This is a genomic window from Streptomyces hiroshimensis, assembly GCF_014650335.1.
In the GTDB taxonomy this organism is placed as follows: Bacteria; Actinomycetota; Actinomycetes; order Streptomycetales; family Streptomycetaceae; genus Streptomyces; species Streptomyces hiroshimensis.
In genome coordinates, this window is record NZ_BMUT01000014.1 from 129,009 (window position 1) to 154,587 (window position 25,579).

Below are 25,579 nucleotides of genomic sequence, written 5' to 3' on the forward strand. Positions count from 1 at the left end.
CAGGCGCCTTCCAAAACGGATCTTGGCATACGCACCAGGGCATTCCAAGATCGCGACAAGCCATCGGCAAGTGAACGGCAAGGGAACCGCAAGGACTTCGCCAGGGCGGCCGGAACCGGCGGCAGGCGACGGCAAGGAAACGTCAGTGGCGCGGCCAGGCCGCTGCAAGGACGGTGCTGCACGATGTCCGTCGCCGGAGGAGACCGCCGCTGCCGGGAAGCGCGGGAAGCGCGGAAACGCATGAACGCGACGGGATCCCTCACGCCGACGGGGGTGACGTGAGGGAATCTCTCGATTCCGCTGGTTCAACAGACATGTCTCAGAAGAAAGCGGAGGATCTTCCGTGTCCAGCGCTCACACCGTCTTCCCCGTCCCCGAAGAAGTCGGACGCCTCTACGACCGCCTGACCGCGCTCGACACCGCGCAGACCGGCGGAAGCCTCCACCTCGGCTACTGGGAGGCCGAGGACGACGGTGTGCCGCTCGCGGAGGCCGCCGACCGGCTCACCGACATGATGACGGACCGCCTGCGGGTCGACGGGAGCCATCGCGTGCTCGACGTCGGCTGCGGAGTCGGGCAGCCGGCCATGCGAATCGCCCGGCGCACCGGCGCGCACGTCACCGGCATCTCCGTCAGCCGCGGGCAGGTCGCGCGCGCCACGGCGCTCGCCGGGGCGGCGGGGCTGAGCGGCCGCGTGGAGTTCCGCTACGCCGACGCCATGCAACTCCCCTTCGAGGACAACTCGTTCGACGCCGTCATCGCCATCGAGTCGGTCTTCCACATGCCCGACCGCGAGCAGGTGTTCCGCGAGATCCGGCGGGTGCTGCGCCCCGGCGGCCGGCTGGTGCTGACCGACTTCTTCGAGCGGGCTCCGATCGCGGCCGGAATGCGGTCCGTCATGGACCGGTGCCTCCGGGACTTCATCATGACCCTGGCGCGGCCCGAGGACTACGTGCCCATGCTGAGCCGCGCGGGGCTGCGCTTCACCGAACTCCTCGACATCACCGAGCAGAGTGTGCGCCGGACCTTCGAGCAGATGAGCAAGGCCCGCGGGGACGGGGGAGAGCTGCGGACCGCGTTCGACGAAGCGGCGGTGGAGAAGTTCGGCCCCGCCGACATGGTCGACGTCGACGAGTTCGGCTCCGTCCTGCTGTCCGCGGAGAAGCCCCTCTGACGGGACCGGACACGACGCGGATGGGCGTGGGTGAGGTGAGGCAAGGCGAGCAGGCACGCGATCAGGTGCGCGATCAAGGCCTCTGGGGGAGTGGTGTGTCCGCAGCGAGGGCTGCCGGGTGCCATGCGGGCGCGAGGATCCGGCGGACGGCGTCGTTGACGTAGTCGATCTGCGGGCCGGTGAGATAGTCGCGGAATCCGCCGATGACGCCGCGGCGCGTCTTGTACGAGTCGGGGTCGCCGGGCACGGCGGGCCGGAGCCGGTCCGTGCCCAGCGCGTCGGAGAGCTCCATGGCGCGCATGGAGTCGAAGCCCGCGAAGTCCACCGCGGCCCGCAGCGCCTGGTCACCGGCCGGCGGCAGGCCGCAGAAGCCGAGTATGCGGGAGAGTTCTCCGGCGGTGTCGGCGGTGAGCCGCTCGTAGGAGGTGACGAGGAAGCCGGCGGGCACGTGCTGCCGGGCGTGCCAGATGTTCCAGAAGGACAGGCAGGTCCTGACGCTGCCCCGCTCCTCGGACAGGAAGGCTCCGAGCCCGGCGTCGTAGGGCCGGCCCTGCCGGCGGGTCTGCTGGAAGTAGCAGGAGACGGCGGTGTCCCGGATGTCGCGGAGGATGAGGACCACCTTGCGGTCGTGGTAGAAGTCCTTGTCCCGGGACAGCTCGCCGGGGGTCCGCCACAGGACGCGGTCGTCGTGCCAGAAGACGATGCGCGGAACGGCCGGTGACACGTCGCTGAACCCGGTCAGGTCCAGGTTCCTGCAGGCCTCCATGGGGATGTGATGCGCGGCCGAGATGGCCTTGGCCATCAGGACCCGCAGCCACGTCCGGCCGCACTTCGGGAACGAGATGACGTAGACGTCACCGTGCGCGTCGACGGCCTTCACGCTCTTGTCCGGGGGCGGAGTCGGGAACATGGGACTCCCTTCGGCGGCGGTGCCCGGGGCTGGACCCAGGCGGCCACGATCCCGGATCACCGGCCCTCCGGCAACAGGGCGTCAGGGCATCGAGGTATGGGGGCATCGGGGTGCCGGGGAACGCCGGTCGGCACGTACTGCCGCGGCGGACTGACGCAATGTCATGCCGCAAGAGGCCCGACCGCACACTATCGGCCACCTCGCCCATGGGGTCGGGGCTCTCCGGCTCACCGGCCCGCGGTGATGAAAATGCGGACATTCCCACCACATCGTGAGTGATGGCCGCCCCTGGGCGCACGACAAGCTCGGTGTATGCCGCACGAACCATCGCCCTCTCATGGCGCAAAGGTGACGGTGCAGCCTCGGCCATCTCGACCAACATCATCAAGCGCTGCTTCACTTGCGCGGCGGGAGCCCCCAGTCGCCCGATCGGGCTATTGCAAGGGCTCCCTCTTGACGCATGCGCCCAGATGGAAGAGGGACCGGGATGTCGACCGCAGCGCACCGGCAGCACCAGCCGGAGCAGCCCGAACAGCAAGCAGGCCGGGCCCAGCTCAGCCTGGGGATCGCCGCTGCGCGGAACCTGGCGAGTACCACCAAGACCGCCCCGCAGATGCAGGGCATCAGCTCGCGCTGGCTGCTGCGCATGCTGCCGTGGGTGGAGGTGAAGGGCGGCACGTACCGGGTCAACCGGCGCCTGGTGTACGAGGTCGGCGACGGCCGCGTCACCTTCGTCCAGGAAGGCGCCGCGGTCAAGGTCGTCCCCGCGGAGCTGGGGGAACTGCCGCTGCTGCGCGGATTCCACGACGACGAGACGCTGCGCGCGCTGGCCGAGCGGTGCCGGCAGCAGGAGTACGAACCCGGCCAGGTGATCGCCGAACGGGGCCGGCCCGTCGACCACGTCTATCTGATCGCGCACGGCAAGGTGGAGAAGGCCGGAGCCGGGAGGTACGGCGAGGAGACCCGTCGCGGCGTGCTGGCCGACGGCGCGTACTTCGGCGCGCAGGCGGTGGCCGAGGAGCCGGGCACCTGGGAGTTCACGGCCCGCGCGATGACGGCGTGCACCGTCCTGGCCCTGCCCCGGTACGCCTACGAGGAGGTGGCGGGCCGCAGCGAGCGGCTGCGGGTCCACGTCCGGCAGCGTCAGGCCGAAAAGGCGCGTCCGCAGAACAAGAAGGGCGAGGCGAACATCGCCCTCGCCTCCGGCCACGCCGGTGAGCCGGTGCTGCCGGGCACCTTCGTCGACTACGAGCTCGCCCCCCGCGAGTACGAGCTGAGCGTGGCGCAGACGATCCTGCGGGTCCACAGCAGGGTCGCCGACCTCTACAACGACCCGATGGACCAGGTCGAGCACCAGCTGCGGCTGACCATCGAGGCGCTGCGCGAGCGCCAGGAGTCCGAGCTCGTCAACAACCCCGAGTTCGGCCTGCTGCACAACGCCGACTACAGCCAGCGCATCTCCACCCACTCCGGCCCGCCCACGCCCGACGACATGGACGAGCTGTTGAGCATGCGGCGCGGGACCAAGGCGTTCTTCGCCCACCCCCGGGCCGTCTCCGCCTTCGCCCGCGAGTGCAACAAGCGGGGCCTGTCCTTCGACAGCGCCGACCTGAACGGCCACCCCGTGCCCGCCTGGCGGGGCGTCCCGATCCTGCCCTGCGGCAAGATCCCCGTCTCGGAGGAGGGCACCTCCTCCATCCTCGCCATGCGCCTGGGCGAGGGCGACCAGGGAGTCGTCGGCCTGCGGCAGACCGGGATCCCCGACGAGTACGAGCCCGGCCTGAACGTGCGGTTCATGGGCATCAACGACCAGGCCCTCATCTCCTACCTGGTCAGCACCTACTACTCGGCGGCCGTTCTCGTCCCCGACGCGCTCGGCGTCCTGGAGAACGTCGAGGTCTTCCACACCCCGTCCTGACGGGCACCACCCCCCCGGAACGGAGAGAAGAACCTGTGTCACTGCTGTCCAGGATCACCGCGCCCACGGCCCGCCACGACGTGGCGCGGCTGGTGGCCGCGCTGCTCACCCATCACCAGGGCGTCCGGCGTTCCGCACCGAAGGCGCTGCCCGGAACCACGCCCCGCCCGGCGGGCACCCGCCTGCCCACCGGGCCCACGGGGCTGGGCACCTCCGCCGCCCGCATCGCGGCCGGGAAGGCTGCAGGGAAAGTCGCAGAGAAAGCAGCAGAGAAGGCAGCAGAGAAGGCAGCAGAGAAGGCAGCAGAGAAGGCCGCAGGGAAGCCGGTGGGTGGCGCCCCTGACGTCTCCGGTGCCTCTGGTATCTCCGGTGCCCCCGGCGTCTCCCGCGGCGCCTCGGGTGACCGCGGCACCGGGGTCCCGGAGCTGTACTGCCCGCCCGCGCTCCGCGACGACCCGGCGCTGGGCCAGGAGGTCAACGACCGGCTGGTGGCCTGGGCGGACGAGGTCGGCATATACGACGGACGGCTGGATCGCGTCCGGGCGGCCGACTTCGGGCGCCTGATGATGCTGGCCCACCCCGACAGCGACGACCCGGACCGGCTGCTGGCGGCGGGGAAGTGCGCCCTGGCCGAGTGGGCCACGGACGACTACTACTGCGATGACGAGACCATGGGCTCCAGGACCGAACTCCTCGGCTCCCACCTCGGACTCGCCTACACGGCCCTCGACCCCTCCCACCTCCCGGCCCGCTACGCGCCGACCTGGGAGGAGGAGATGCGCGAGGACCCCGTACGGGTCGCCCTGCGCTCGGGCCTGGACCACCTGTCCCGCTACGCGGAGCCCTCGCAGGTCGCCCGGCTGCGGCACGAGGTCGCCGTCCTCTTCGTGGGCTACGAGCAGGAGGGTTCGTGGCGCTCCCAGGGCCGCATGCCCGGCGTCCGCGAATACCTGGCCCACCGTCAGATCAACAGCTTCCTCCCCTGCATCGCACTCGCCGACGTGGTCGGCGGCTACGCGCTGCCCGCCTCCGTATACGCCGAACCGCGCGTGCGCCGCGCCGTGACGATGGCCGCCACGGCCGCCACGCTCGTCAACGACCTGTACTCGATGACGAAGGAACACGACTCCTCGGGCGTGGAGTTCAACCTCCCCGTCGTGATCGCCGAGGAGGACGGCTGCTCGCTGCGCGAGGCCATCGAGCGGAGTGCGGAGATCCACGACGAGCTCGTGCACACCTACGAGACGGAGGCCGCGGCCCTCGCCCTCACCGGATCGCCCGAGCTGCGCCGGTTCCTCGCGGGAGTCTGGGCCTGGCTCGGCGGCAACCGCGAATGGCACGCCGGGAGCCCCCGCTACAACAGCGCGTGAGCCTGCCCTGCTTCGCGTCCGTCCCCTCTGTTCCTTGAACACCCACGCACATCACGCACATCACGCACATCACGTACGCCACGCACACCGCGCGTACTCACGCATGCCCTGATCCGTAAGGAGCACCACCATGACGACCACGCCTGCCCCCGAAGCGTCCGCCGGCGTCCTGCGCACCGCCTACCAGAAGTCGGTCGCGGAGTACTGGAACAACGAGAAGGACCCGGTCAACCTGCGCCTGGGCGACGTCGACGGCCTCTACCACCACCACTACGGCCTCGGCGACTACGACCCGTCCGTCCTGGAGGGCCCCGAGGAGACCCGGGACGCGCGCATCATCGAGGAGCTGCACCGCCTGGAGTCGGCGCAGGCCGACGTCCTCCTCGACCACCTCGGCCCCATCGCCCCCGACCAGCGCGTGCTGGACGCCGGCTGCGGCCGCGGCGGCACCAGCATCATGGCCAACGCCCGCTTCGGCTGCCGGGCCGACGGCGTCTCCATCTCCCGGAAGCAGGTCGACTTCGCCAACGAGCAGGCCCGCAAGCGGGGCGTGGACGACAAGGTCCGCTACCACTTCGCCAACATGCTGGACACCGGCCTGCCCACCGGCGCCTTCCAGGGCATCTGGAACAACGAGTCCACCATGTACGTCGACCTGTTCGAGCTCTTCGCCGAGCACGCCCGCCAGCTGGCGTACGGCGGCCGCTACGTCACCATCACCGGCTGCTCCAACGACGTGACGGGCCTGCGATCCAAGGCCGTCAGCCGCATCGACGAGCACTACACGTGCAACATCCACCCCCGCAGCACGTACTTCAAGGCCATGGCCGCCAACGGCCTCGTGCCCATCAACGTCGTCGACCTCACGGCCGCGACCATCCCGTACTGGGAGCTGCGCGCCCAGTCCTCCCTCGCCACCGGCGTCGAGGACCCCTTCCTGACCGCGTACAAGGAGGGCAGCTTCCACTACCTCCTGATCGCCGCCGACCGCATCTGACCCACGGGCGGCGGGACCCCGGCCCGGTCCCGCCGCCGCAGCCCGGCGGAGTGCAGGGTGAGAACAGAGCCGAGGGTGGCCTTCGGCAGCCTCAGTCGGCGGTTCCGAACAGCTCCTCGGCCTCGGCGATCGCCCTGGTCAGGGCCTCGGGCCGCGGACGGAGCCCGGACAGGATCGCGTCGATGCCCCGCAGACCGGCCTGCTGCAGGAGCCGCTTCTCGTTGGTGACCCACTCGCCGCGCGCCGCCAGCACCGCGTGCCCCGTCTGCAGGGCGGCGGTGGCCAGCGCGCCCGCGACCTCCGTGGCCTGGCCGCGCCCGGCGTACGCGCCCTTGGCGTAGCGGAGCGTCAGGGCCGCGCGCTCCCGCCACATCCGCGGGGCCGTCTCGCGCAGGGCCTGCGGGTACTCGGGGCGCGGCAGGGTGCCGCGCAGCACCTGGTTGACGGCGAGCTCGGCGACCACCAGGTAGCTCGGGATGCCCGCGAGGTGGAACATCAGGGGCTCCCAGTGGAAGCGGCCCTGCCGGGCCTCGGCGAGTTCGTGGTCCACGACGTCGAGGTCGCGGTAGTGGACGTCGACGGTCCGGCCGTCGATCGTGAGCCAGGCCCCGCCGTTGAACACGCCGCCGCCCCAGCCACCGATCTCGGAGACCTCGCCCTCCCAGCCGACGGCACGCAGATCCGCCGGGTCGAAACCGCCGCGGTAGTACACGGCCATGTCCCAGTCGCTGTCGGGGGTGTGGGTGCCTTGAGCGCGCGAGCCGCCGAGGGTGACGGCGCGTACGGCGGGCAGCGCCGCGAGCCGGTCGGAGACGTGGTCGAGGAAGAGTGCGTCGTCGGTCATGAGGATCCGATCGTGAGAAGCCGCGGGAAATCGCGAGAAGTGGATGACGTTGTGAGCCATGAGGGCGATGCGGGCACACCGGGGGAACGCCGGAGCGGCTGGGCTCGGACGGCGTTCCGTGGATCGGTGTGCGGGCGTGTCATCACTTCATGAAGCAGACTCTATCGACGAGATACCCGGCGCGCTCGGCCGGCCTGCCCGTGACTGCCGGTTGTACCAGCACCTCTTGCACTTCTTGTGATCGACTGGCGCTGTGGAAGCTATCTGGACAAGTGTCGTAGCGGTGATGGGCACGCTGCTGGGTTCCGTGGTCACGCACACCTTCCAGCGCCTCGCCTCCAGGCGCAGTGAGCTGTTCACACGCTCCGAGGCGCTTCGGCAGGAACGTATAGCCACGTACAGTGCGTTCGCCGCAGCGGTGGAGGACTACCGCCGTGGCCAGGCGGACCGCTGGTACCGCAAGCGAGAGGATCCGGACGGGGACGCGTTCGTCACGGCGCGGGACGAGGCACACCGGCTCCGGACAGCGGCCTTTGTCTCCCGCGCTTCGCTGCTGGTGCGGTGAGCGGAGGGCGTCCGCTCACTCTGCTCACTCCGCGCGGTCAGCAGTCCGCACTCAGTTGTGCGGGCGGATGTGCAGGTCGAGCCCGCTGGTGCCCGGCGTCTCCACGCCCGGCAGGAGCCGCATGTCGTGGTCGTAATCGCCGCCCGTGAGCGACCGGAACGGAACCGGCTCGTCCGTGAAGAGCCCGTCGAGCCGGCGCCCGTACTCCCGCTTCGCCGCCTCGAACCGCTCCTCCGGCAGGGCGTTCGCGTTGTACATCACGAACGGTTCGAGCGGCGCCATGCCGGTGAACCAGAACAGGCCGTGCTGCACCGGGTGGAGGACGTCCGCCAGCCGTCCGTGAATGCCCCGGTCGGAGAACGACGACTCCCGGGCGCCGGCCGTCACCGACACCAGCGCCCGCCGTCCCTCCAGGGCGCTCCCGGTGTAGGGCGGAGGGAGGGCCGGGCCGTAGCCGAACCCGGCGGTGAACACCCGGTCGACCCAGCCCTTGAGTATCGCGGGCATGGAGAACCACCACATCGGGAACTGCAGGATCACCGCGTCCGACCAGCGCACCTTCTCCTGCTCGGCCGCGACGTCGGCGGACAGCCGGCCCGCCAGCGTGGCCCGCTCGGAGGCGGCCATCACCTCCAGCCGACGGTCCCCCGCTTCGTCCGGGAAGTCGTCCGCGTCGACCGTCGCCTTCCACTTCATCGCGTAGAGGTCGGAGACCTGCACCTCGTGTCCTGCCGTGCGCAGGTGCTCGGCCGCGAAGGCGGCCAGGGAGGCGTTGAGCGAGCGGGGCTCGGGGTGGGCGGTGACGAGGAGGATCTTCTTCTGCTGGTGCTGCTGCGGTGCGGTGTCGTTCATGCAGCTACGGTCTCCCGAGCGCACCCGGGTAGCCAGCACCCTGTTTTACCTGCGGATCCGTGATCCTGGTACTGCCAGGGCCACCATACTGGAGCGTATGAACGGCGTGGACGGCAGTCACATCGGAGGAGTCGGCGGGGTCGGCGATGCCCAGCGGGCGCTCGGCGGATTTCTGCGCGCCCGCCGCGGGCGGGTGGCACCGGAGCAGGTCGGGCTGGCCGGCGCCGGCGGTCGCCGTCGGCGCGTGCGCGGGCTGCGCCGCGAGGAGCTGGCTCAGCTCGCCGGCATCAGCGTGGACTACTACGTCCGCCTGGAGCAGGGCCGCGCCACCCAGCCGTCCGCGGAGGTGCTCGACGCGCTCGCGGGGGCGCTGGGCCTGGACGCGGCGGAGCGCAAACACCTGGACACGCTCGCCGGCGCCAGGCGCGACCCCATGCCCAGGGCGGAGGTCAGCCCCCTCCTGCAGCGGGTGCTGGATTCCCTGGACCGCTTCCCGGTGTTCGTGACGGACCACCGCATGGACGTGGTGGCCTGGAACGCCCTGGGTGCCGAGCTGATCGGCGGCGCGCCCGGGCCGGGGAGCCGCGACCGGAACAACGCCAGGTACCTCTTCCTCGACCCGGCCTCCCGGTCCGTCCACCCCGACTGGGAGGCCAGGGCGGCGGAGGCCGTGGGCCAGCTGCGGGTCGCCGCGGGGCGTTACCCCGACGATGCGGAACTGTCCGCCCTCATCAACGAACTGTCCGCGCACAGCGCCGACTTCCGGAGGATCTGGGGCACCGGCGAGGTCGTGATGTGCGCAGCGGGCCGCAAGCGCCTGCGGCACCCGGTGGCCGGGCTGCTCACCCTGGACTTCGAGACGCTGCACGTGCCGGCCGCGCCCGGGGAGACGGGGTTGGTGGTGCACGTGTTCAGCGCGGGGGAGGGCAGTGAGGCGGCGGCGGCCCTCGCCGGCCTCGCCGGGCCGGGCGCGGCCGTAGTGGAGGCGCCTGGTCTGCGCTGAGCTCCACCGGCACCGGCACCGAGGCCAGGGAATCGCGACCGTCCCGTCGAGCTGGTCGGACGCCTGCGCTCGGACCGCGTGCTGAGGCTGTCGAAGCCGCCGCGCGGCTACGATCCCAGGGGTGGCCGGCCGCCGAAGCACGGCAAGGAGTTCGGCCTTGCCAGGCCCGAGTCATGGCCGGAGCCCTCTGTGCCGACGGTCAACGACACCCCCCGATACGGCAAGGTCGAAGCCGAGGCGCTCGCGGAGGTCGTTCTTCCCGGTCTGGATGGTGGGTTCTTCGCGATGCCCGGGACGGGGACGCCCTTGTCCTTCAGTGCGAGGGCAAAGGTGCCGGTGAGCGGTTTTGAGAGTCACGCAGCGTCGGGCCGTGGTCCCGCCGTCACGGGTTGAAGAGCCCCTCCTTCTGGTTCCTCGTGCCCGGGCGGCCGGTCTCCACGAAGCGGCAGGCCGCGAAGTGCACGTCGCCCATGTCCGTCTGAAGGATGTCGCTCAGCAGCACATCGCCGTCGAACACGATCGAGTGCCCCGCGAGTTGGGGGTCGAGGAGCGTGGCCACGGTGATGACTCTGGCGGCCGGGGTTGCCGGGTCGAGTTCGACGTCGTACCCGCCCGCCACGGGTGTGGCAATCACGGGGTTGCCCCTGATGGTGAGCCCGGAGGGGTAGGAGATCCGGTAGTTGGGAGCGGATCGGCCGCCCGCCAGGGTGCGCGAGGCGCCGGGCTGCCGGCTCTGCTCGACGCTGCCGCGCTGCTCGTTGCCCTGCTCCACCTGGCCGCCCAGGTCGTCCGGGACGGTCTGCCCGTGGACGGTGTAGAAGTGCAGCCTCGTGCCCCTGGGCACCCGGAAGTGGCCGTCCACCCGCTCCCAGCCGCCGTGACCGCTCAGGACGAGGCCATCCGCGCGCACGGCGGTGGCGTTGTCGGCGAACCAGTCGTCGTTCGGGTTGGCGTGGCTGATCAGGGGCCGGTTTCCCGAGTCGTTCACGCGCTGGACTGCGGTTTCCTCGCGCTGGGTCAGCTCGTGCGCGAGCGTGTGCTTGTCTCCGCCCCCGGCGCCGATGACCACATGGCTGCCCGAGGTGTACGCGCGTGCCCCGATCTCTGCGGCGGAGGCCCTCGCCGCGGCGCCGCTGTGCACCCGTACGTCCGAGAAGTCGGCGCCGAGCCGCGCCTCCATGTCGGCGCGGGTCGCGTCGTCGAGCGGCCGCCCTGGCCTGCGGAGGACCTCGTGCACCGCGGAACGTTGCACGGCGGGTCGCCCGGTTTCGCCGTGCCGACGATGGACGGCGTGCCGGGGTTCGCCCTCCTCCCCGAGGTGCCCGGCGGCGCGGAGCATCTGCACGACGGCCGCGTTGCCGACGGCGCCTTGCAAGCCCATGAGCGCGGGCGGTACGCCCCCTCCGGCACCTCGGCTCCCCTGTCTGCCCGGCGTACGGCTCGACGTACGGGTATGGGCCGAGACGGGCGCGGTACCGGGGCTAGGGCCCTCGGACTTCTCTCGGGCGCGCATGGACCTTCTCCTCACATAGGACGCAACCCCTCCCGCACAGCCGCCGCGTCTCCGTGGACGCAAGGTCCGTGCGGGAGGGCCTTTTCGGCTGCCTGACCGCGCGCTCGCCGGGCTGGCTCAGCCAACGTTCGCCCTGTTGTCGGCCGGCGGTGCCGGCTTGCGCTCAGTGGCGCGGTTACTCGGCGTCGAGCTGGTGGTCGGCCCAGACGTAGCTTTCCGGCAGCAAGTCGGTGATAGGGACGGTTCGGACGCGGTCGCCCTCGCCGACGATGACCTTGAGGGCGGGAAAGTAGTCGAGAAGGACCTGACGGCACCGGCCGCACGGGGGAACAACCCCCCGGTCGCGGTCGCCCACGGCGACGATCGTGTCCAGCTCGTAGGCGCCCTGGGCGGCTGCCGCTCCGATGAGGACCAGCTCGGCGCAGGGGCCTCCGGTGAAGTGGTAGGCGTTCACCGCCGTGACGATCCGGCCATCCCGGGCACGGGCCGCGGCCGCCATGGTGTGGTTGTCGCCTCGGCAGCGAGTGCGAGCGACGTGGGCCGCCGCCTGGACGAGTTCGTGGTCGACGTGGTGGGTCTGCGTGGTCATCTTCTCTGCCTTTCGTCAGGTGTCAGGCGACGTTGACCCAGGTGACGAGAGTGCGCAAACGAATATCGGCGGTGTGCTTGTTCCGCCAGGGCTCCAGGTCGGCTTCGATGCCACGATGGTCAAGCTGCGCTGCCCGGAGTAAGCCCCTCGATGAACGGTTGAAAGTCCCCAGCCAGTGCGAGCTCCGTGCTGAGGTCTGTATCGACTTGCCGCGCCGACGAAGTTCTCGCTGGAACAGGCCATCGTGCTGCCTGATTCGGAGGAGGTTGCACCGACCAGGGCCGTTGCCCGGGAGGTAGTAGACGTCCATGGCGGCGGCGCGGACGAGTTCGCCCGCGCCGCCGGCTTTCAGGGCATGACCGGTCATGCGTCGATTCTGCCGAGGCCCACTGACAGCACCACCCCCGGCACGGCCCTGCTCACTGTGTGCGGTAGGCGTCGACGATGGTCTGGGTGAGGGTGTTCCCGTCGGTGTCGGTCAGCTCTGCGCGCAGCGTGACTCCGGTGCCCGCGCGCGGGTTGCGGATCGTGACGGCGCCGCTCTCGACCGGGATCCGGGTCCAGGAGGCGCCACCGTCGACGGACATCGAGATGGTCAGCGAGCGGACGCGGCCGTTCGCCGCTGCGCCCTGCACGGTGACGGGCACGCGGAGTGCCGTGTTCGCCGCCGCGGTTCCGGTCGGGCTGAGCTCGGGCGAGAAGCGCACGGCGCTCACCGGCACCGGGACCGGGCCGGTCGTCGTGCGCGAGGCGAAGGTCCACGCCGAGGTCACCTGGGTGGCGGTGCCGGGTGCACCATTGCGCTTCACCGTGCTGGTGAGGCGGTAGGACGCGTCGCCCGCCGGCACGGTGAACCCGGCCCGTCCGGGGGCTCCGGACTTCGTTCCGACGAGCACGCCGTCGCGGTGCAGAGTGGTCGAGGCCGAGGCGTAGGACGGTGACGACGGTACGTGGCCGTCGCCGTCGGCCAGCATCGGGACATCGACGGTGAGACGGTCGCCGTCGCGGACGACGCCGGGGCGATCGGGGAGGGCCGGTCCGAAGACGGCGTTGTCGAAGGTGTGCGTGGTCGTGCTCCCGGCGCGCACGGCGATGCCGTTGGCGGTGTATCGGTTGGAGGCCCCGCCGGGCGCAGCGGGGGGCCAGTAAGTGACGTCCCAGGTGCCGCGTTCAGGCGTGACGAAGTAGGTGGCGTCGCCGGGGCTCGCGAGGCGCTGGGAGACGCCGAGGGTCACTCCGCTACTCGGCTGCAGGTCGATGGACGCGGGCCCGGCTCCGGTGGTGCCCGGCCGGGCCGCGCCACGGATCTGCAGGGCGGCCAGGTCCTTCGCGGAGGGGTGCCGGGTGAGTCCGGTCAGGGCGCGGGGGCCGGTGAAGACGTAGCCGAGCGCGTAGTCGGCGGACTTGGTCGTCCAGTAGGCGTCGAACCACTGCTTCACCGAGCCGGGTTCGGCGTCGGGGCCCAGGTGCGCGACGCGCAGGTTCGGCTTGGCGGCCATCCGGTTGAGGAGGCGAGTGGTGCCGCCGTGCTTGACCTCGACGACCATCATGCTGTGCAGGAACTCCGCGGAGCCGTCGGGCGGCCGTACGTCCACGGGTGCGGTGGTCCGCGCGTCGACCGTGACGGTGGTGTCGCGATCGAGGTCGAGTCGCGGCTGGACGATCCAGTCCGTGCCGTCCGTGCCGCCCGCGGCGTTGCCGGTGGTCAGGTAGCTGTCCAGCACGTAACGGCCCTTGGGCAGGCGCACGGTGGTCGTGCCGGAGGCGTCGTGCGGCTGGACGGATTTGTCAGCGCCGGGGCCGGAGATGCCGGTGACGGTGGTGGCGTAGTCCCCTGTCGAGCGGCCGCCGCGGTCTAGGTGCTTGATCGTGAGACTGTACGTCTCCGGTTCTGCGGCGAAGGCCGTGGCGTCCCAAGCGGGCGTCGCGCTGCCGACCAGGGCGACGGCGACAGCCAGGGTCCGGAGGACGCTGCGGCGGGGTACGGAAGAAGTGGTCATGATCTGCACTGCTCCGCGGGGCGCCGGAGTTCCTGTGGCCTGCGTCACTGAAAGGGTGCTGTTGCTGCCGCCCGGACGGCTCCTGTGGTGCACGTCACCGGAACCGGTGCGACCGACGTGGCAGAGCAGAATGTGGAATCACTCATGAGGAACCGCTTCCGCCGCGGAGACCGCGACGCCTTGGCGGAGCTGTACGACGAGCACGCCCAAGTGCTGTACCGCTACGCCCTGCGGGTGACGGGCGACTGGGCGGAGGCCGAGGACGTCGTCTCGGCATCCTTCCTGGAGGCATGGCGCGGCCGGGAGCGCGTGCGGCCCGACGGGGACAGCCTGCGCCCGTGGCTGCTGGGAATCGCCACCAACATCATGCGCCGCAACGCACGCGCACGCCGGCTCCGCGACATCGCGCTCGCCCGTGTCCCGGAACGCGGCTCGATTCCCGACTTCGCCGACGACCTCGTCACGCACATGGCGGACACCGAGCAACTGCGCGCCGCACACGCCGCGCTCGCCCGCCTGCGGCGCCGCGACCGGGAGGTCTTCACTCTGGTGGTGTGGGCGGGCCTGGACTACGCGGCGGCGGCCGAGGCACTCGGCGTGCCGGTCGGTACGGTCCGGTCACGCCTGTCCCGTGCCCGCACTCGGCTGCGCGAACTCGCCGACGCCGAAGCCCGCACCGCGCGCTCGCAGGCTTCGCGGTTCTCGCGGTCTTCGCGGGACGTGGCCGAGCGGCCTCGTGCGGCGGACAGCGGGGGCTTCTCCGGAGGAGTCCTCGAAGAAGCCCCTGGAGAAGTCTCCGCCACCCCCGACATGCCCGTAGCGGGCCGCATCCCCCTGGCCCGGCCCTTGACCCAGGAGAACCACGGATGAACACCACCCCGCGGCGACGTCCGCTCCACGGGTCCGAGGAGACCGAACGCCTCGGCCTCACCGACCTGCTGCCCCCACCACCGGTCCCCGGCCTGAACCCCGACCGTGAACTGCTGCTGAAGGAAGCACTGCTGCGCAAGGCCGCCACCGACGCACCGCGTGGGAGCCTCGCCGCCCGGGCCTCGCGCCTGCGCCCGCCCCGGCGCCTGGCCGTCCGGGTCATGGCCCCGGCGGTCGCCTGCGCCCTGGCCGTCGGCGGCATCGTGGCGGTGAATCTCGCGGACACGTCCGGGCGCGGCGCCCCCGCGGTCCCTGGGCGCGACGGTGCCGACCGTACCCCCGAAGCGACGCGGCTCCTCGACCGCATCGCCCTCGCCGCCGCAGCGGCACCACAGCCGACGGTCCGTGCCGACCAGTTCGTGTACGTCGAGAGCAAGGTCGCCTACGCCGCGCAGAGCGCCGCGGGGGGCTCCGTGGCCATGGCTCCTGTGCGCACGCGTCAGGTGTGGCTGTCCGCCGACGGCAGCCGCCCCGGCCTGCTGCGCGAGGAAGGCCGCGCAGACGCGCCGCTCGGCGGCGACGACGCTCCGGTCTACGCCCTCGACGGCCCGGGGGCGACGCCCCGGCCGACCACGCTGCGCAAGGGCCCGTCGATCAGTGACCCGACCCACCAGTACGTTGCTTCACTGCCCACCGACCCCGACGCCCTGCTGAAGCTGATCTACGACGAGACCCGCGGGGGAGGCCGAGCCCCGGCCCCGGCCTCGGCCTCGGATCCGGCCTCGGACCCGGACCGGGACTCGGATCAGCGAGCGTTCGCGGCGATCGGCGACCTGCTGGCCGAGACCTGGGCGCCACCGCGGGTCAGCGCCGCGCTCTACAAGGCCGCCGCGAAGATCCCCGGGGTCACGGTGGTCCGTTCGGTCGCCGACGCCGCGGGCCGCGAAGGCATTGCCGTCGCCCGTACGGCACACGGTCGGCAAACGCAGTGGGTCTTCGACCGGAACACATACGCGTTCCTCGGTGAACGTACGGTCCTCACTGAAGCGGGCGACGCGGGCCCGGCCGGGACCGTCGTCGGCACCTCCGCGGTCCTCACGAAGGCCGCGGTCGGCCGTGTCGGCGAGATTCCCGCATCGGTGGCGCAATGAGGTCGTGGCCGGACGGGTCGTTTCGCGTCATTGGACAAAATTTTTGGGCATGAAAGCGTTCTTCGGGGAAATTCGGCCACATCGCACCACCGTATGCCACCCGGGTGACGGGGCTCTTGACAGCAGCCTGGCGGCATGACGGGACGATGCCGGATACGGAACTCGGCATGTCGGATGTCTCCATTTGCAGGTGGAACGTGCAACGGGACGCCGGGCGGCTGTCGAACTGTCCGGAAGCCGCAACTTGCCTTCCTGGGTGGCTGGTTCGCTCGGATGCGGGGGGAGTGCTGACGGCATAATCTCGACCGGTCTGAGTCGCCCCCTGCGTGGGTCATCGAAATCCGGCTGCCTCTTCGTCACACCTGCAATGGGTGTGCTCTGTCCTGTGCGCTGTCGATGAGTTCACGCATCAACCAGAAGAACCGGACGGAGCGCGCTGTGACAGATGGCATTCAGGAGTTCCCGCTTGGGCTCGGGACCACATTCGCACCGCACTCGGTGTGTGCCGGCAACCACGGCAAACTCTGGGTCACCACGACCAACACAGCCACCACGGGCAGTGGGTGTGTCGTTGGCGTCAAGACTCTGCGGCCGGGGGAGTTGAGCCCGGCGAACCATTCACACATGCCCCGGCTCTCCGCGGGGATCATGAAGGATCCGCTCGGCGCCGCCAAGGTGTGGTTCGCCGCGCCGGCGCCCCCGCAGCAGCAGGACCCGATCGTGTCGATGCTGACCACGGCGGGATACCCCGTCACGTTCTATCCGCTGGAGCCCGACGCCAAGGCGGAGAGCATCGCACTCGAGACGACGAAGAAGGGCGGCTCGGGAGAGCCGACGTACGAGTACAGCCTGCTGTTCGCCGAACCCGTGCATAAGTACGTGGGCGTGCTGCCAATCACGCAGTCCGGCGCCGGCCAGGTCGAGAAGATGGTCGTCGAGCACAACACGTGGCTCTGGGACGTGGCCGTCAGCACCGAGGCGGACGGGAAGACCCACACGTACTGGGTCACCGGTCAGGCGAACACCACTCCGGCCCGCACCGACAACGGCCTGTACAAGCGTGGCCCCGGGGAGCGCACCTGGGAGCGCATCATCCTGCCCGGCGGGGCGACGCAGAAGCCCTTCTACGTGAAGGCCGACACGGAAGCGGTGTGGGTGACCGCCACCAACCCGAACCAGGTGATCCGGATCAACCTGGCCACCGGGCGGTCGAAGGAGCGGAACCTGGGCACGGCTGTCCCGCAGCAGCTGACGTTCACCCCGGAAGGCGAGGTCTGGGTCGCCTCCAGCGAGGGGATCCACGTGTTCGACGGTCAGATGGAGGAGGAGGGCACCATCATCCGGCTCCCCAGTGGCGGCAAGGCCAAGGGGATCTGCGTCGGCAGCGACGGCAACATCTGGTACACGAACCCCGACAAGAAGACCTTGGGCAGGTACCCCACCGCGATCGCCCGACTGGGAGCGCCCACCCGTCTCGGCCGGACCCAGGTGGTGTCCCACACCGAGACCGTGCTGCACTCCAAGGAGCACGTCGACGCGCCGCTCGTCGCCGAGTACGTGGCCGGCGGCCGGCCGATCCCGGGCATCCCGCTCACCTGTCGCATCGAGGCGGAGGGCGCGACCTTCGAGGACAACACCCGGGAACGGGTGATCCTGACCGACCAGCGCGGCCGTGTCTGCCTGCCTCCCGTGTACGCCGGGGAATTCGAGGAGGAGGCGCTTCTGAGCGTCGGCCTCGGGGACACCGAGCCGCACGTGGCCACGACGCTCCACGTCAGGCCCGCGTAACGCCTTCCCCGCCGCTGACGGACCGCCGCCGGTCCGTCAGCCGGTCCATGTCTTTCCCCCGGAGGGAGCAGCAGAATGCCGGCCGACGTGACACCCGTAACCCCCGTGACGCCCACCTCCACCAGCGACAGCGACAAATTTCCTCTGCAAGGCGCAGCCGTCGACCTGACATGGAACGTCGAAGACAACCGTCTGTGGTTCGTGACGGCCGAAGGCGGCATGGGATATCTCGATCCCCGCGGCCACAGCAACACGCTCTTCCCCCCGGCCTTCGGCTTGGCGGGCCGGGCGGATTCCCTTCTCTCCTGGCCGGGCCACGGTGTGTGGTCGTATGTCGCCAGGGAAGGCGAATCCGCCTTCGTCCGGTGCGACCAGGACGGCAACTACCAGGTCCGCTCCGTGAGCGGCAGTTCCCGCTGCCGGGCGCTGGCCCTCGCTGAGGACGAGCACGGCGGCTCCGTGCTCGTCGCCCCGCTCGCGGACCGGAATGTGCTGGTCTTCCTGGAGCCCGGGGGAGGCGTCGAGACGTCCCAGGTCTACTTCGCCGGCCTGTACGGGATCGCTGTCGCGGAGCAGGACCCGACGCAGGTGTGGCTCAGCTCCCCCGAGAGCAAGGCCGTGTTCGCCTACGACATGGTCACGGGCCGATTCGGCGAGCCCATCAGCGTCGGCGCTGAGGCCCAGGACCTGGCGATCAGCGCCGCCGGAGACGTCCTGTGGGTGGCCACCCCCGGAAACCGGCTCTACCGGTACGCCGTCAAAGACCACCGGTTCACACAGATCGACATCCCCTCCCCGGCCCACCGGCTCCTCGTGTCGGGCGACGGCACGCTCTGGTTCGCCAGTGTCGAGGGGGACACGATCGGGTACGTCCTGCCGGGGGAGGGCACGGCGTCGGTGATCTCCACCGGCTCCCGGTCTCGCCCGTCGGGCCTCGCCCTTGCCGGGGACGGCCAGCTGTGGGTGGCCCTGTCCGGGGAGAACGCCCTGCAGCGCGTGTCCCGGCACCGGCTCGCCGTGCAGTCCGGCGACCACCAGACGGCCGAGGTGGGGCAGCGCTTCCCCGAGCCGCTCGTCGTCAAGGCGACGCTGCTGGACGGAACGCCCGTGGCCAAGCAGCGGATCGAGTTCTCGGTCGAGGCCGGGTCGGCCGTCTTCGAGAACGGCAAGTCGACGGAGATCCGCTACACCGGGTCCGAAGCGGACCAGATCGGTGTGGCGACCAGCTCGCTGCTCAAGGCGCTCAAGGAAGGGCCCTGCGTCGTCACCGCCCGCTGGACCGAGGCCGACGCCGTGACTTCGTTCTCCCGGCTTGTCGTCACTCCGGAGCGGGGCGTCGCGGACCACGTCCGTTACGTCTCGGGAGCGGGTCAGACGGTTCCCGCGGGCAAGTCCTTCGACGAGCCGATGAAGGTCGTCGTCGAGGACAAGAACGGCAACCCCGTCGAGGGCGCCGAGGTCACCTTCAAGATCCGTGGCGAGAACGTGGCGTCGTTCCCGGGCGGAAAGGACACCGTCAAGGTGAAGAGCGGGCCCGACGGTTCGGTCGAGTCGCCCGTTCTGACCGCCGGGGACAAGCCCGGCGTGTTCTCGGTGCGGGTCTGGGTCGTCAAGACCGCGGTGAGCCTCCTGCTCGATCAGACCATCGAGTGACGACCGCAATGTGCTGAACGGCTGAACGACATCCCGGCTTCCGTCCGTCCGTACGCCTGCTGGCGCCGGTGGGCGGGCGGAAGCCGGCCCCGACGGCCCGGTGGCCGCACGCCCGATGCCCGATGGAGGAACCGCACCGCCATGCCCCAGACCGGATCGCAGGACAACGGATCCCCGCTGCGCACCGAGTTCGACTTCGAACTGCCCCACGGCTACGTGGACGCCGCAGGAACCGTCCACCGCCGCGGCGCCATGCGGCTCGCCACCGCCCGGGACGAGCTCTCGCCACTGATCGACCAGCGTGTCCGGGAGAACCCCGCCTATCTCGGGGTCGTCCTGCTCAGCCTCGTCATCACCCGCCTGGGAACGGTGACCGACATCCACGCGGGCGTGGTGGAAGGGCTCTTCGCCACGGACCTCGCCTACCTCCAGGACTTCTACCGGCGCATCAACGGCCTCGACTCCGGCCACGGCGCCGTCGCCTGCCCGTCCTGCGGCACCAGCTTCGCCGTGCCCGGCGTGGTGGCCGGTGGCCGCCTGGGGGAAGCATGACGCACCCTGCGCACCGGCTCCGGGAAGAGGTGGCGTACATCGCCTACCACTTCCACTGGGGATACGAGGACCTCCTCTCCCTGCCGCACGAGGAGCGGCGCGCCTGGGTGCGTGAGATCGCCGGGATCAACACCGCGCTCACCGAGGGGCGGGGTGCGCGGTGAACCCGATGGGGCGGTGGCGCCGCCCCCGCACCGTCCGCAAGGACTCCGCCCCGGTCGTCGTGGCCGCCCCCGCCGTTCCGGAGCGGCCTTGCGGGGAGTGGCGGACGCTGGCGCCCGTCGGGCTGGTGCGGCTGCCGGTCCTGGGCGCCGGCGGGCCTGCCGCCTTCCGGGAGCAACTCGCGGCGTGGCGCCCGGCGCCGACCGTCACGACGGCCGGCCGTCTGCTGCCGCGTGCGGTGCCGCTGGCCGGGGTGGCGGCGCAGGGGCCGTTCGCGGCCTTGCCGCGGTGGAGCCCTCCGGGCGGGGCATCGGTCGCTTCGGCGCTGCCGTACGCGGTGGTGGACGGCATACCGATGCTCCCTGACGGGGTGCTGGGCGAGGCCACGGGCGGCGGTGCTGACGGCTCTCCTGAGGCTGCCTCTGAGACTGCTCTTGGCGCCTCTGTCGAGGTCTCGGACGTTTCGGTTTTGCCTCGGACGGGGCGGCGTGACGTGCTGAGATCGGCGCTCAAGTCCCTTGGGGGCCGGGGGAGGTGGGCGGAGGCGCCGGGGGTTCCTACGCCGGTCGGCGCGACGGCCGCGCCCGCGTCGGGTCGGCTGCCGGGTGAGGCCGCCGGGGTGGCTGTGCCCGGCGGGCACGGTCGGGGTGCGACAGCGGCGGGTCCGGCTGCCGACGCGGGCCGGGGATCGGCCACGACCAGGGCCATGGCCGCGATACGTGCAGGTCGTGGTGGGGTCACGGGGGGTCCGGCCGGCGACGGGGCCGGAGGATCGGCCACGACCAGGGCCACAGCCGCGGTACGTGCCGGTCGGCCGGGCCCGAGGGCCGGTGGCCGCCCCGATCCCGCTGCAGGCTCCCGTCCCGGCCGGGATACCGGGGCGGTTCCCGGGACGGACGCGAGCGCGGCCGTCGCCGACGGCTCTCCCGGGCTAGGTCGTGGTCTCCGCGAGGGAGCCGCCTCGGCGCCGGCGGAGCCTCTGCACGGCCGTAGACGTGACGACGGGGCGGCCGGTGCCCATGCGGGGGCCGGCGCCGTTCTGAGCGGCCCCGGGGGCGGGCACGGTCCGCTGCCTCCGTCTGTGCCCCTTCCTCCGGCTGGAGCGGGCCCCGGCGCCGGGCCGGGTACGGGGGCGGGTACGGGGTCGGTTCCCCGCGTTGATGCCGGGGGGCGTCGGGGCTCGCCGGGCGTGGAAAACGGCTCGCAGGCGGGGCCTGTTGGAGGCACCGGCCTCGGCGCTGGGCCCGTTTTCGGGCCTGTCCCTCATCCAGGCGGCGGCCATGGGGAGGGTTCCGGAGAGTTCTCCGGCCCGGTATCCGACTCACCTTCGGGGCGGTTCGTAGAGACCGGTCGTGGCCCGGGTGCCGGGGGACGGACGGGCTCCGGCTCCGGCGTCGGGCCGGGGTGGGGATCTGCTGCCCGTGCCGGTGTCGGCCAAGGGGACGTTCCTGGTGAACCCGGTGCAGGGTCGGCCTTTGTTCCCCCTCGCGGCACCGGTCACGGGGACGGCCTCGGCGAATCCGGTGCTGCACCGGGCCTGTCGACGGGGCCTGTTGCAGGCACCGGCTTTGGCCTGGGGGTCGGGGGGTGGGTGAATTCCGGTCCCGGTGCAGGGCCGGGCTTTGTTCCCCTGCGCGGTACCGGCCACGGGGACGACGGTGAATCCGGCGCGTCATTCGGCTTACCGGTGGGGCCCGTTGCAAGCCCCCGCCTCGGCCCTGGTACAGGGAGACGGATGGGCTCCGGCCCCGGTGCCGGGATCCGTACAGGGTCCGCCGCGGAGGCCGGGCCCAGCGGTTCAGGACCAGCCGCAGAACCTCCGGCCGTCTCCGGTGGGCTAGGTGGCCCGAGGCCCCTCCCCGGGTGGATTGCAGGGACCGGTCCCGGGACCGATCCGTTTCCCTGGAGCCTTCCGCATGCGGACATGACCTCCCCGCCGCCGCTCCCCGGCCACGGCACCGCTTTCCCGGGCGATTCCCACCCGGAATCGCCCGCTCGCAATGACGGCCCCCCGCGCGTAGGCATGAGGCTGTCTCCCGCTGCCGCTGCCGCTGCCGATCCCGGGCGGGCCGCCGAGAACGGCCCCCGGCCCCACTCCGCCCCCCGACGGCTGGGGATCGGTCAACCCCTGCGGGAGGTGCCCCGTACCGCCATGCCTCTCGCAGCGCCTCCGCCCACCGGCGGCCCCGGTGCGACGCCGCCCCATGGAGGCGGGATCTCCGTCCCGCCCTCCACGACCGCGCCCTCACCCGGGTCTCCGATCAGCGGCCCCGCCCCTGTCGCCATCCCTGACACCGCCTCAGTCGCCCGAGAAGTCGCCCGCAGCCACACGAACCTCCTGGCCGAGGCCGTACTCCCCGCCCTGGAGGCGTCACCCCGCGCCCGGCGGGCGCAGCGGTCCCGCCCGTTCGCGTACGACCAGCCCACCCCCGCTCCCGCCGCCCCCGCTCCCTTCCCCTGGGGATCCGCCGATCCCCGTTAGCAACCCGCCGCCCCCGCCCCCGACCCGACGGAGCCCCCGCACATGCTGGACCAGCCGTTCGCCGTCAGTTCCCACTTCCAGCTCTCCATCGGCCTCCACGCGCTGGGTTCGTTCACGTCCTGTGACGGCCTGGGCTGCGCGATGGAGGTCGAGGAGCGCGTCGAGGGCGGGATGAACGGGCACGTCTGGCAGCTGCCGACCCGGCTGCGCTACACGAACGTCGTGCTGACCCGGCCGCTGTCCCAGCAGACGGTCCTCATCTGGGCCTGGCTGCAGCAGCAGGTCCGTGAGCCGGTGCGGCTCCCGGGGCAGCTCGTGGCGCTCGGCCCGGACCGGCAGCCGATCGTGCGGTGGCTGCTGGACGGGGTCCTGCCGGTGCGCTGGAGCGGTCCGACGTTCGACGTGGACCAGTCCCAGCCGGCCCGGGAGACCTTGGAGATCACGCACAACGGCTTCCTGGGGATCACGGTCTGACCCGTACCAGCCGGCCCGTACACGCTGGGCCGTACCCGTCGGCCCGGCCCCGCCCGCACACACCCTCCGAGAGGACCGCATGCTGTCCGAGCTGCTGGGAGGCGCCCCGGTACGGGCCGCCCTCGTGATCTACGATCCGCCGACGGGCACCGGCAACACCCCGGGTCCCGAACGCGGGCGCGTCCGGCTGCACTTCAACCCGGACCGCGTCCAGGTGGGCAAGCAGGCCCGCTGGGACCGCAGCAGGGCGCCGTCCAACGGGGAAGCGGCCCAGGCGCAGTTCGTGGGTGCGCAGCCGCGGACGATGACGCTGGAAGTGTTCCTCGACGCGGGGGACTTCCGGTCGAGCGTGCAGGACCAGGTCGAGAAGCTGCTCGACTGCTGCGCCCCCACCTCCGCGAGCACCACGGCCAAGCCGGCCTCCGCGCCGTGGGTGCGGCTGGAGTGGGGACGCTCCCGGACGACGGCGTTCCTGGCGCTGGTGACGCAGGTCGACGCGACGTACACGCGGTTCGGGCACGACGGCACGCCGCTGCGCGCCACCTGCAACGTCTCCCTGGAGGAGGTGGGCGGTTCGACGCCGCGGCAGAACCCGACGTCGGGCGCGGACGGGCCGGTGGCCTCGCACCGGGTGGTCGCGGGCGACACCCTCGCCGGGCTGGCCTGGCAGACGTACGGCGACGCCACCCGCTGGCGGGCCATCGCCCGTGCCAACGCCGTCGACGACCCCTCCCGGGTGCCGCCGGGCACCGTACTGGTGCTGCCGGTCCTGGAGGAGCAGGCCGCGGAGGCACGCACCCGTGAGGCACGCACCAGTGGGGCGCACAGCGATGAGGCACGCACCGCGGAGGACCGCACCGTAGGAGGTCCCGCGTGACGCAGAGGCTGTACGCGGCCGAGCCGGTGATCGCCTTCGGTTCCGTTCTGCAGGAGCTGTGGGCCGACCGGCTCGTGGAGGCCGTGGTCGACACCGCCGTGGGCGCACCGGCCCGTGCCCGCCTGCGATTCCGGGATCCCGGCAACCGTCTCCTGGCGGCGGCCGGCATCAAGGTCGGTTCGCCCATGACGGTCTCCGTGGCCGCCGCCCGCCGCCGCGCCCGCGCGGAGATCTTCGACGGGGAGGTCACCGCGCTGGAGACCGAGGTGGACAGCGACGGCACCTTCACGACCGTACGGGCCATGGACCGGGGGCACCGGCTGATGCGCGGGCGGCGCGTGGCCGCCTATGCCGACACGACCGTCGCCGAGGTCGCGCAGACGGCCGCGGGCCGGCACGGGCTGAAGACCGGCACCGTCGACGCGGAACGTACCCGGATCGAGCACTTGGCCCAGCCCAACCTGACCGACTGGGAGCTCCTCACCCACCTCGCCGACCAGCGCGGACTGCGCCTGTCGGTCGAGGGCAGCACCGTACACATGACCCGCCCCGCGGCAGCGAGCGGCGCGCCCGCGCCCACCACGGGAGCGGACCGCAGTCCGTACGTCCTTCAGTACGGGGTGAACCTGATGGCGCTGCGTGCCGCCGTGTCCTCCGAGGGGCAGGTCGCCGACGTGGAGGTCCGCGGCTGGGACCCCGACACCAAGGCGGCGCTGTCCGCCACGGCGAGTGCGGGCCGGAGCGAGCGGCTGAGCGTGGGCGTCACCCCCGGGCAGCTCGGCGGCGCGTTCGGAGGCGCGTCGGCCGGGCTGCTCGTCAGCGGCCGTCCCTACACCGCCGCGCAGCAGGTGGACATCGCGGCCCGCGGGGTGGCGGAGGAGGCGGCCGCCGCCATGGCGCAGCTCTCCGCCGAGGCCGCGGGCGCCCCGGAGCTGCGGGCCGGCGTGCCGATCGCCCTGGCCGGAGTGGGCGAGCCGTTCACCGGCAAGTACACCGTCACCGCCTGCCGTCACGTCTTCGACGGCGAACAGGGCTACCGCACCCACGTCCAAGTGGGCCCGCTGCCCCCGCCCGTGGTGCCGTACCCGCCGCCGCTGTGCGGGCTCGGCGTCGCGGTGGGCGTGGTGACCGACACCAAGGAGTCGGGCCAGGGCGGGCGCGGCGCCGTACGGCTGCGCCTGCCCTGGCTCTCCCAGGACTACGTGACCGACTGGATCCGTACCGTCCAGTGGGGCGGGGCCGGCGGCGGGGGCGTCTTCGCGCCGGAGGCCGGGGACGAGGTCCTCGTCGGCTTCGAGCACGGGCGGCTGGACCGGCCGTACGTCATCGGCGGCCTCTACAACGGCGTCGACGCCCCCACCGAGCACGACCTGCCGCTCGTCGACGCGGACACCGGGCGCGCCAACCGCCGCTCGTTGGCCTCCCGCACGGGGGACCGCCTCGAACTCCTCAGCACCACCGACGGGCCCCAGGGCGTCCGGCTCCTGACCGGCGACGGCAAGCTCACCACCCACCTCGACCGGAAGGACACCACGATCGCCCTCGCGGCGGGAGAGGGCGAGAAGACCGTACGGGTCTCGCTCGACGGGCGCGGCGACGGCACCCTCACGATCGACGCAGGTGAGGCGGGCAGCGTGGTCATCAAAGCCGGCACCGTGACCGTCAAGGCGGAGGGCAGCGGCGGCGGGGAACTGCGGCTCGAAGGCGCCACCGTCACCGTCGAGAGCAAGGGCGAGCTCAAGCTCAACGGCAAGAAGACGACCATCACGGGCGACACCGTGGACATCAACTGACGCCCCGTCGGGCACCGGTGAACCTTCCGGGAAACCAGGAAA

At 71.8% G+C, this 25,579-nt stretch carries 23 protein-coding genes and 1 pseudogene; 16 read left to right on the plus strand and 8 right to left on the minus strand.

Going from position 1 to position 25,579, the window contains the following annotated elements:
• Positions 1-343 precede the first annotated feature (343 nt).
• On the plus strand, positions 344-1,174 hold the full coding sequence (locus tag IE241_RS27905; protein ID WP_229899907.1) for an SAM-dependent methyltransferase: 831 nt from the start codon (positions 344-346) through the stop codon (positions 1,172-1,174).
• Between the two features lie 73 nt (positions 1,175-1,247).
• Here IE241_RS27905 and IE241_RS27910 read toward each other — a convergent pair whose 3' ends face one another.
• Entirely contained in the window at positions 1,248-2,084 is an 837-nt protein-coding gene (locus IE241_RS27910) for a sulfotransferase domain-containing protein (RefSeq protein ID WP_190024622.1), read from the minus strand.
• A gap of 487 nt (positions 2,085-2,571) precedes the next feature.
• On the opposite strand from IE241_RS27910, the gene IE241_RS27915 reads away from it, so the two are divergent.
• From IE241_RS27915 to IE241_RS27925, 3 genes are all read left to right on the plus strand, one after another.
• Positions 2,572-4,002 carry a family 2B encapsulin nanocompartment shell protein gene (locus IE241_RS27915; RefSeq protein WP_190024623.1) on the plus strand — a complete coding sequence of 477 codons (1,431 nt, stop codon included), beginning with the start codon at positions 2,572-2,574 and terminating at the stop codon, positions 4,000-4,002.
• Positions 4,003-4,037: 35 nt separating this feature from the next.
• The gene (locus IE241_RS27920) at positions 4,038-5,372 is read left to right on the plus strand and encodes a family 2 encapsulin nanocompartment cargo protein terpene cyclase (RefSeq protein ID WP_190024624.1); all 1,335 of its coding nucleotides are present in this window, start codon (positions 4,038-4,040) and stop codon (positions 5,370-5,372) included.
• Positions 5,373-5,502: 130 nt separating this feature from the next.
• Positions 5,503-6,369 (plus strand): geranyl diphosphate 2-C-methyltransferase, encoded by an 867-nt coding sequence (locus IE241_RS27925; RefSeq protein WP_190024625.1) that lies wholly within the window; start codon positions 5,503-5,505, stop codon positions 6,367-6,369.
• Positions 6,370-6,460: 91 nt separating this feature from the next.
• Here IE241_RS27925 and IE241_RS27930 read toward each other — a convergent pair whose 3' ends face one another.
• Complete coding sequence (locus IE241_RS27930; protein ID WP_190024626.1) at positions 6,461-7,213, minus strand: nucleotidyltransferase domain-containing protein; 753 nt, start codon at positions 7,211-7,213, stop codon at positions 6,461-6,463.
• Between the two features lie 286 nt (positions 7,214-7,499).
• On the opposite strand from IE241_RS27930, the gene kilB reads away from it, so the two are divergent.
• Entirely contained in the window at positions 7,500-7,778 is a 279-nt protein-coding gene (kilB, locus tag IE241_RS27935) for a plasmid transfer protein KilB (protein ID WP_506004940.1), read from the plus strand.
• 51 nt (positions 7,779-7,829) lie between these two features.
• On the opposite strand, the gene IE241_RS27940 is transcribed toward kilB, so the two are convergent.
• Positions 7,830-8,630 carry an NAD(P)H-dependent oxidoreductase gene (locus IE241_RS27940; protein WP_190024627.1) on the minus strand — a complete coding sequence of 267 codons (801 nt, stop codon included), beginning with the start codon at positions 8,628-8,630 and terminating at the stop codon, positions 7,830-7,832.
• Between the two features lie 97 nt (positions 8,631-8,727).
• Between IE241_RS27940 and IE241_RS27945 the strand changes: the two genes are divergently transcribed.
• Positions 8,728-9,633 carry a helix-turn-helix domain-containing protein gene (locus IE241_RS27945; RefSeq protein WP_190024628.1) on the plus strand — a complete coding sequence of 302 codons (906 nt, stop codon included), beginning with the start codon at positions 8,728-8,730 and terminating at the stop codon, positions 9,631-9,633.
• Between the two features lie 39 nt (positions 9,634-9,672).
• A pseudogene (locus tag IE241_RS35040) lies at positions 9,673-10,026 on the plus strand (transposase); the annotation flags it as partial.
• Here the strand turns inward: IE241_RS35040 and IE241_RS35045 are convergent.
• The 4 genes from IE241_RS35045 to IE241_RS27970 all read right to left on the minus strand — a co-directional run bounded on the left by IE241_RS35045 (position 10,016) and on the right by IE241_RS27970 (position 13,735).
• The gene (locus IE241_RS35045; RefSeq protein ID WP_373300782.1) at positions 10,016-11,014 is read right to left on the minus strand and encodes an eCIS core domain-containing protein; all 999 of its coding nucleotides are present in this window, start codon (positions 11,012-11,014) and stop codon (positions 10,016-10,018) included. The pseudogene IE241_RS35040 and the gene IE241_RS35045 sit on opposite strands and share 11 nt — an antisense overlap.
• 307 nt (positions 11,015-11,321) lie before the next feature.
• Positions 11,322-11,735 carry a cytidine deaminase family protein gene (locus tag IE241_RS27960; protein WP_190024630.1) on the minus strand — a complete coding sequence of 138 codons (414 nt, stop codon included), beginning with the start codon at positions 11,733-11,735 and terminating at the stop codon, positions 11,322-11,324.
• A 22-nt stretch (positions 11,736-11,757) separates the two neighbouring features.
• Entirely contained in the window at positions 11,758-12,102 is a 345-nt protein-coding gene (locus IE241_RS27965) for a hypothetical protein (RefSeq protein ID WP_190024631.1), read from the minus strand.
• A 52-nt stretch (positions 12,103-12,154) separates the two neighbouring features.
• Positions 12,155-13,735 (minus strand): serine protease, encoded by a 1,581-nt coding sequence (locus tag IE241_RS27970; RefSeq protein ID WP_190024632.1) that lies wholly within the window; start codon positions 13,733-13,735, stop codon positions 12,155-12,157.
• Between the two features lie 144 nt (positions 13,736-13,879).
• Here IE241_RS27970 and IE241_RS27975 point away from each other — a divergent pair, with 144 nt between their 5' ends.
• From IE241_RS27975 to IE241_RS28000, 6 genes are all read left to right on the plus strand, one after another.
• Complete coding sequence (locus IE241_RS27975; RefSeq protein ID WP_229899909.1) at positions 13,880-14,605, plus strand: RNA polymerase sigma factor; 726 nt, start codon at positions 13,880-13,882, stop codon at positions 14,603-14,605.
• On the plus strand, positions 14,602-15,756 hold the full coding sequence (locus IE241_RS27980) for a CU044_5270 family protein (protein ID WP_190024633.1): 1,155 nt from the start codon (positions 14,602-14,604) through the stop codon (positions 15,754-15,756). Before IE241_RS27975 ends, IE241_RS27980 begins: the two co-directional genes overlap by 4 nt.
• Before the next feature lie 624 nt (positions 15,757-16,380).
• The gene (locus IE241_RS27985; protein WP_190024634.1) at positions 16,381-17,544 is read left to right on the plus strand and encodes a Vgb family protein; all 1,164 of its coding nucleotides are present in this window, start codon (positions 16,381-16,383) and stop codon (positions 17,542-17,544) included.
• A gap of 75 nt (positions 17,545-17,619) precedes the next feature.
• The gene (locus IE241_RS27990) at positions 17,620-19,197 is read left to right on the plus strand and encodes a hypothetical protein (RefSeq protein ID WP_190024635.1); all 1,578 of its coding nucleotides are present in this window, start codon (positions 17,620-17,622) and stop codon (positions 19,195-19,197) included.
• Between the two features lie 141 nt (positions 19,198-19,338).
• Positions 19,339-19,749 (plus strand): hypothetical protein, encoded by a 411-nt coding sequence (locus IE241_RS27995; RefSeq protein ID WP_190024636.1) that lies wholly within the window; start codon positions 19,339-19,341, stop codon positions 19,747-19,749.
• Positions 19,746-19,913 carry a DUF6760 family protein gene (locus IE241_RS28000; protein WP_190024637.1) on the plus strand — a complete coding sequence of 56 codons (168 nt, stop codon included), beginning with the start codon at positions 19,746-19,748 and terminating at the stop codon, positions 19,911-19,913. Before IE241_RS27995 ends, IE241_RS28000 begins: the two co-directional genes overlap by 4 nt.
• On the opposite strand, the gene IE241_RS28005 is transcribed toward IE241_RS28000, so the two are convergent.
• A complete protein-coding gene (locus IE241_RS28005; RefSeq protein WP_190024638.1) occupies positions 19,888-20,262 on the minus strand; it encodes a hypothetical protein in 375 nt (124 codons plus the stop codon). The two genes, IE241_RS28000 and IE241_RS28005, sit on opposite strands and share 26 nt — an antisense overlap.
• Before the next feature lie 2,173 nt (positions 20,263-22,435).
• On the opposite strand from IE241_RS28005, the gene IE241_RS28010 reads away from it, so the two are divergent.
• The 3 genes from IE241_RS28010 to IE241_RS28020 all read left to right on the plus strand — a co-directional run bounded on the left by IE241_RS28010 (position 22,436) and on the right by IE241_RS28020 (position 25,537).
• Positions 22,436-22,867 carry a phage tail protein gene (locus tag IE241_RS28010; protein ID WP_190024639.1) on the plus strand — a complete coding sequence of 144 codons (432 nt, stop codon included), beginning with the start codon at positions 22,436-22,438 and terminating at the stop codon, positions 22,865-22,867.
• A 79-nt stretch (positions 22,868-22,946) separates the two neighbouring features.
• Entirely contained in the window at positions 22,947-23,744 is a 798-nt protein-coding gene (locus tag IE241_RS28015; RefSeq protein ID WP_190024640.1) for a CIS tube protein, read from the plus strand.
• Positions 23,741-25,537, plus strand: a complete 1,797-nt coding sequence (locus IE241_RS28020; RefSeq protein WP_190024641.1) for a VgrG-related protein — start codon at positions 23,741-23,743, stop codon at positions 25,535-25,537. The genes IE241_RS28015 and IE241_RS28020 overlap by 4 nt, the downstream gene beginning before the upstream one ends.
• The last annotated feature ends 42 nt before the right edge of the window (positions 25,538-25,579 follow it).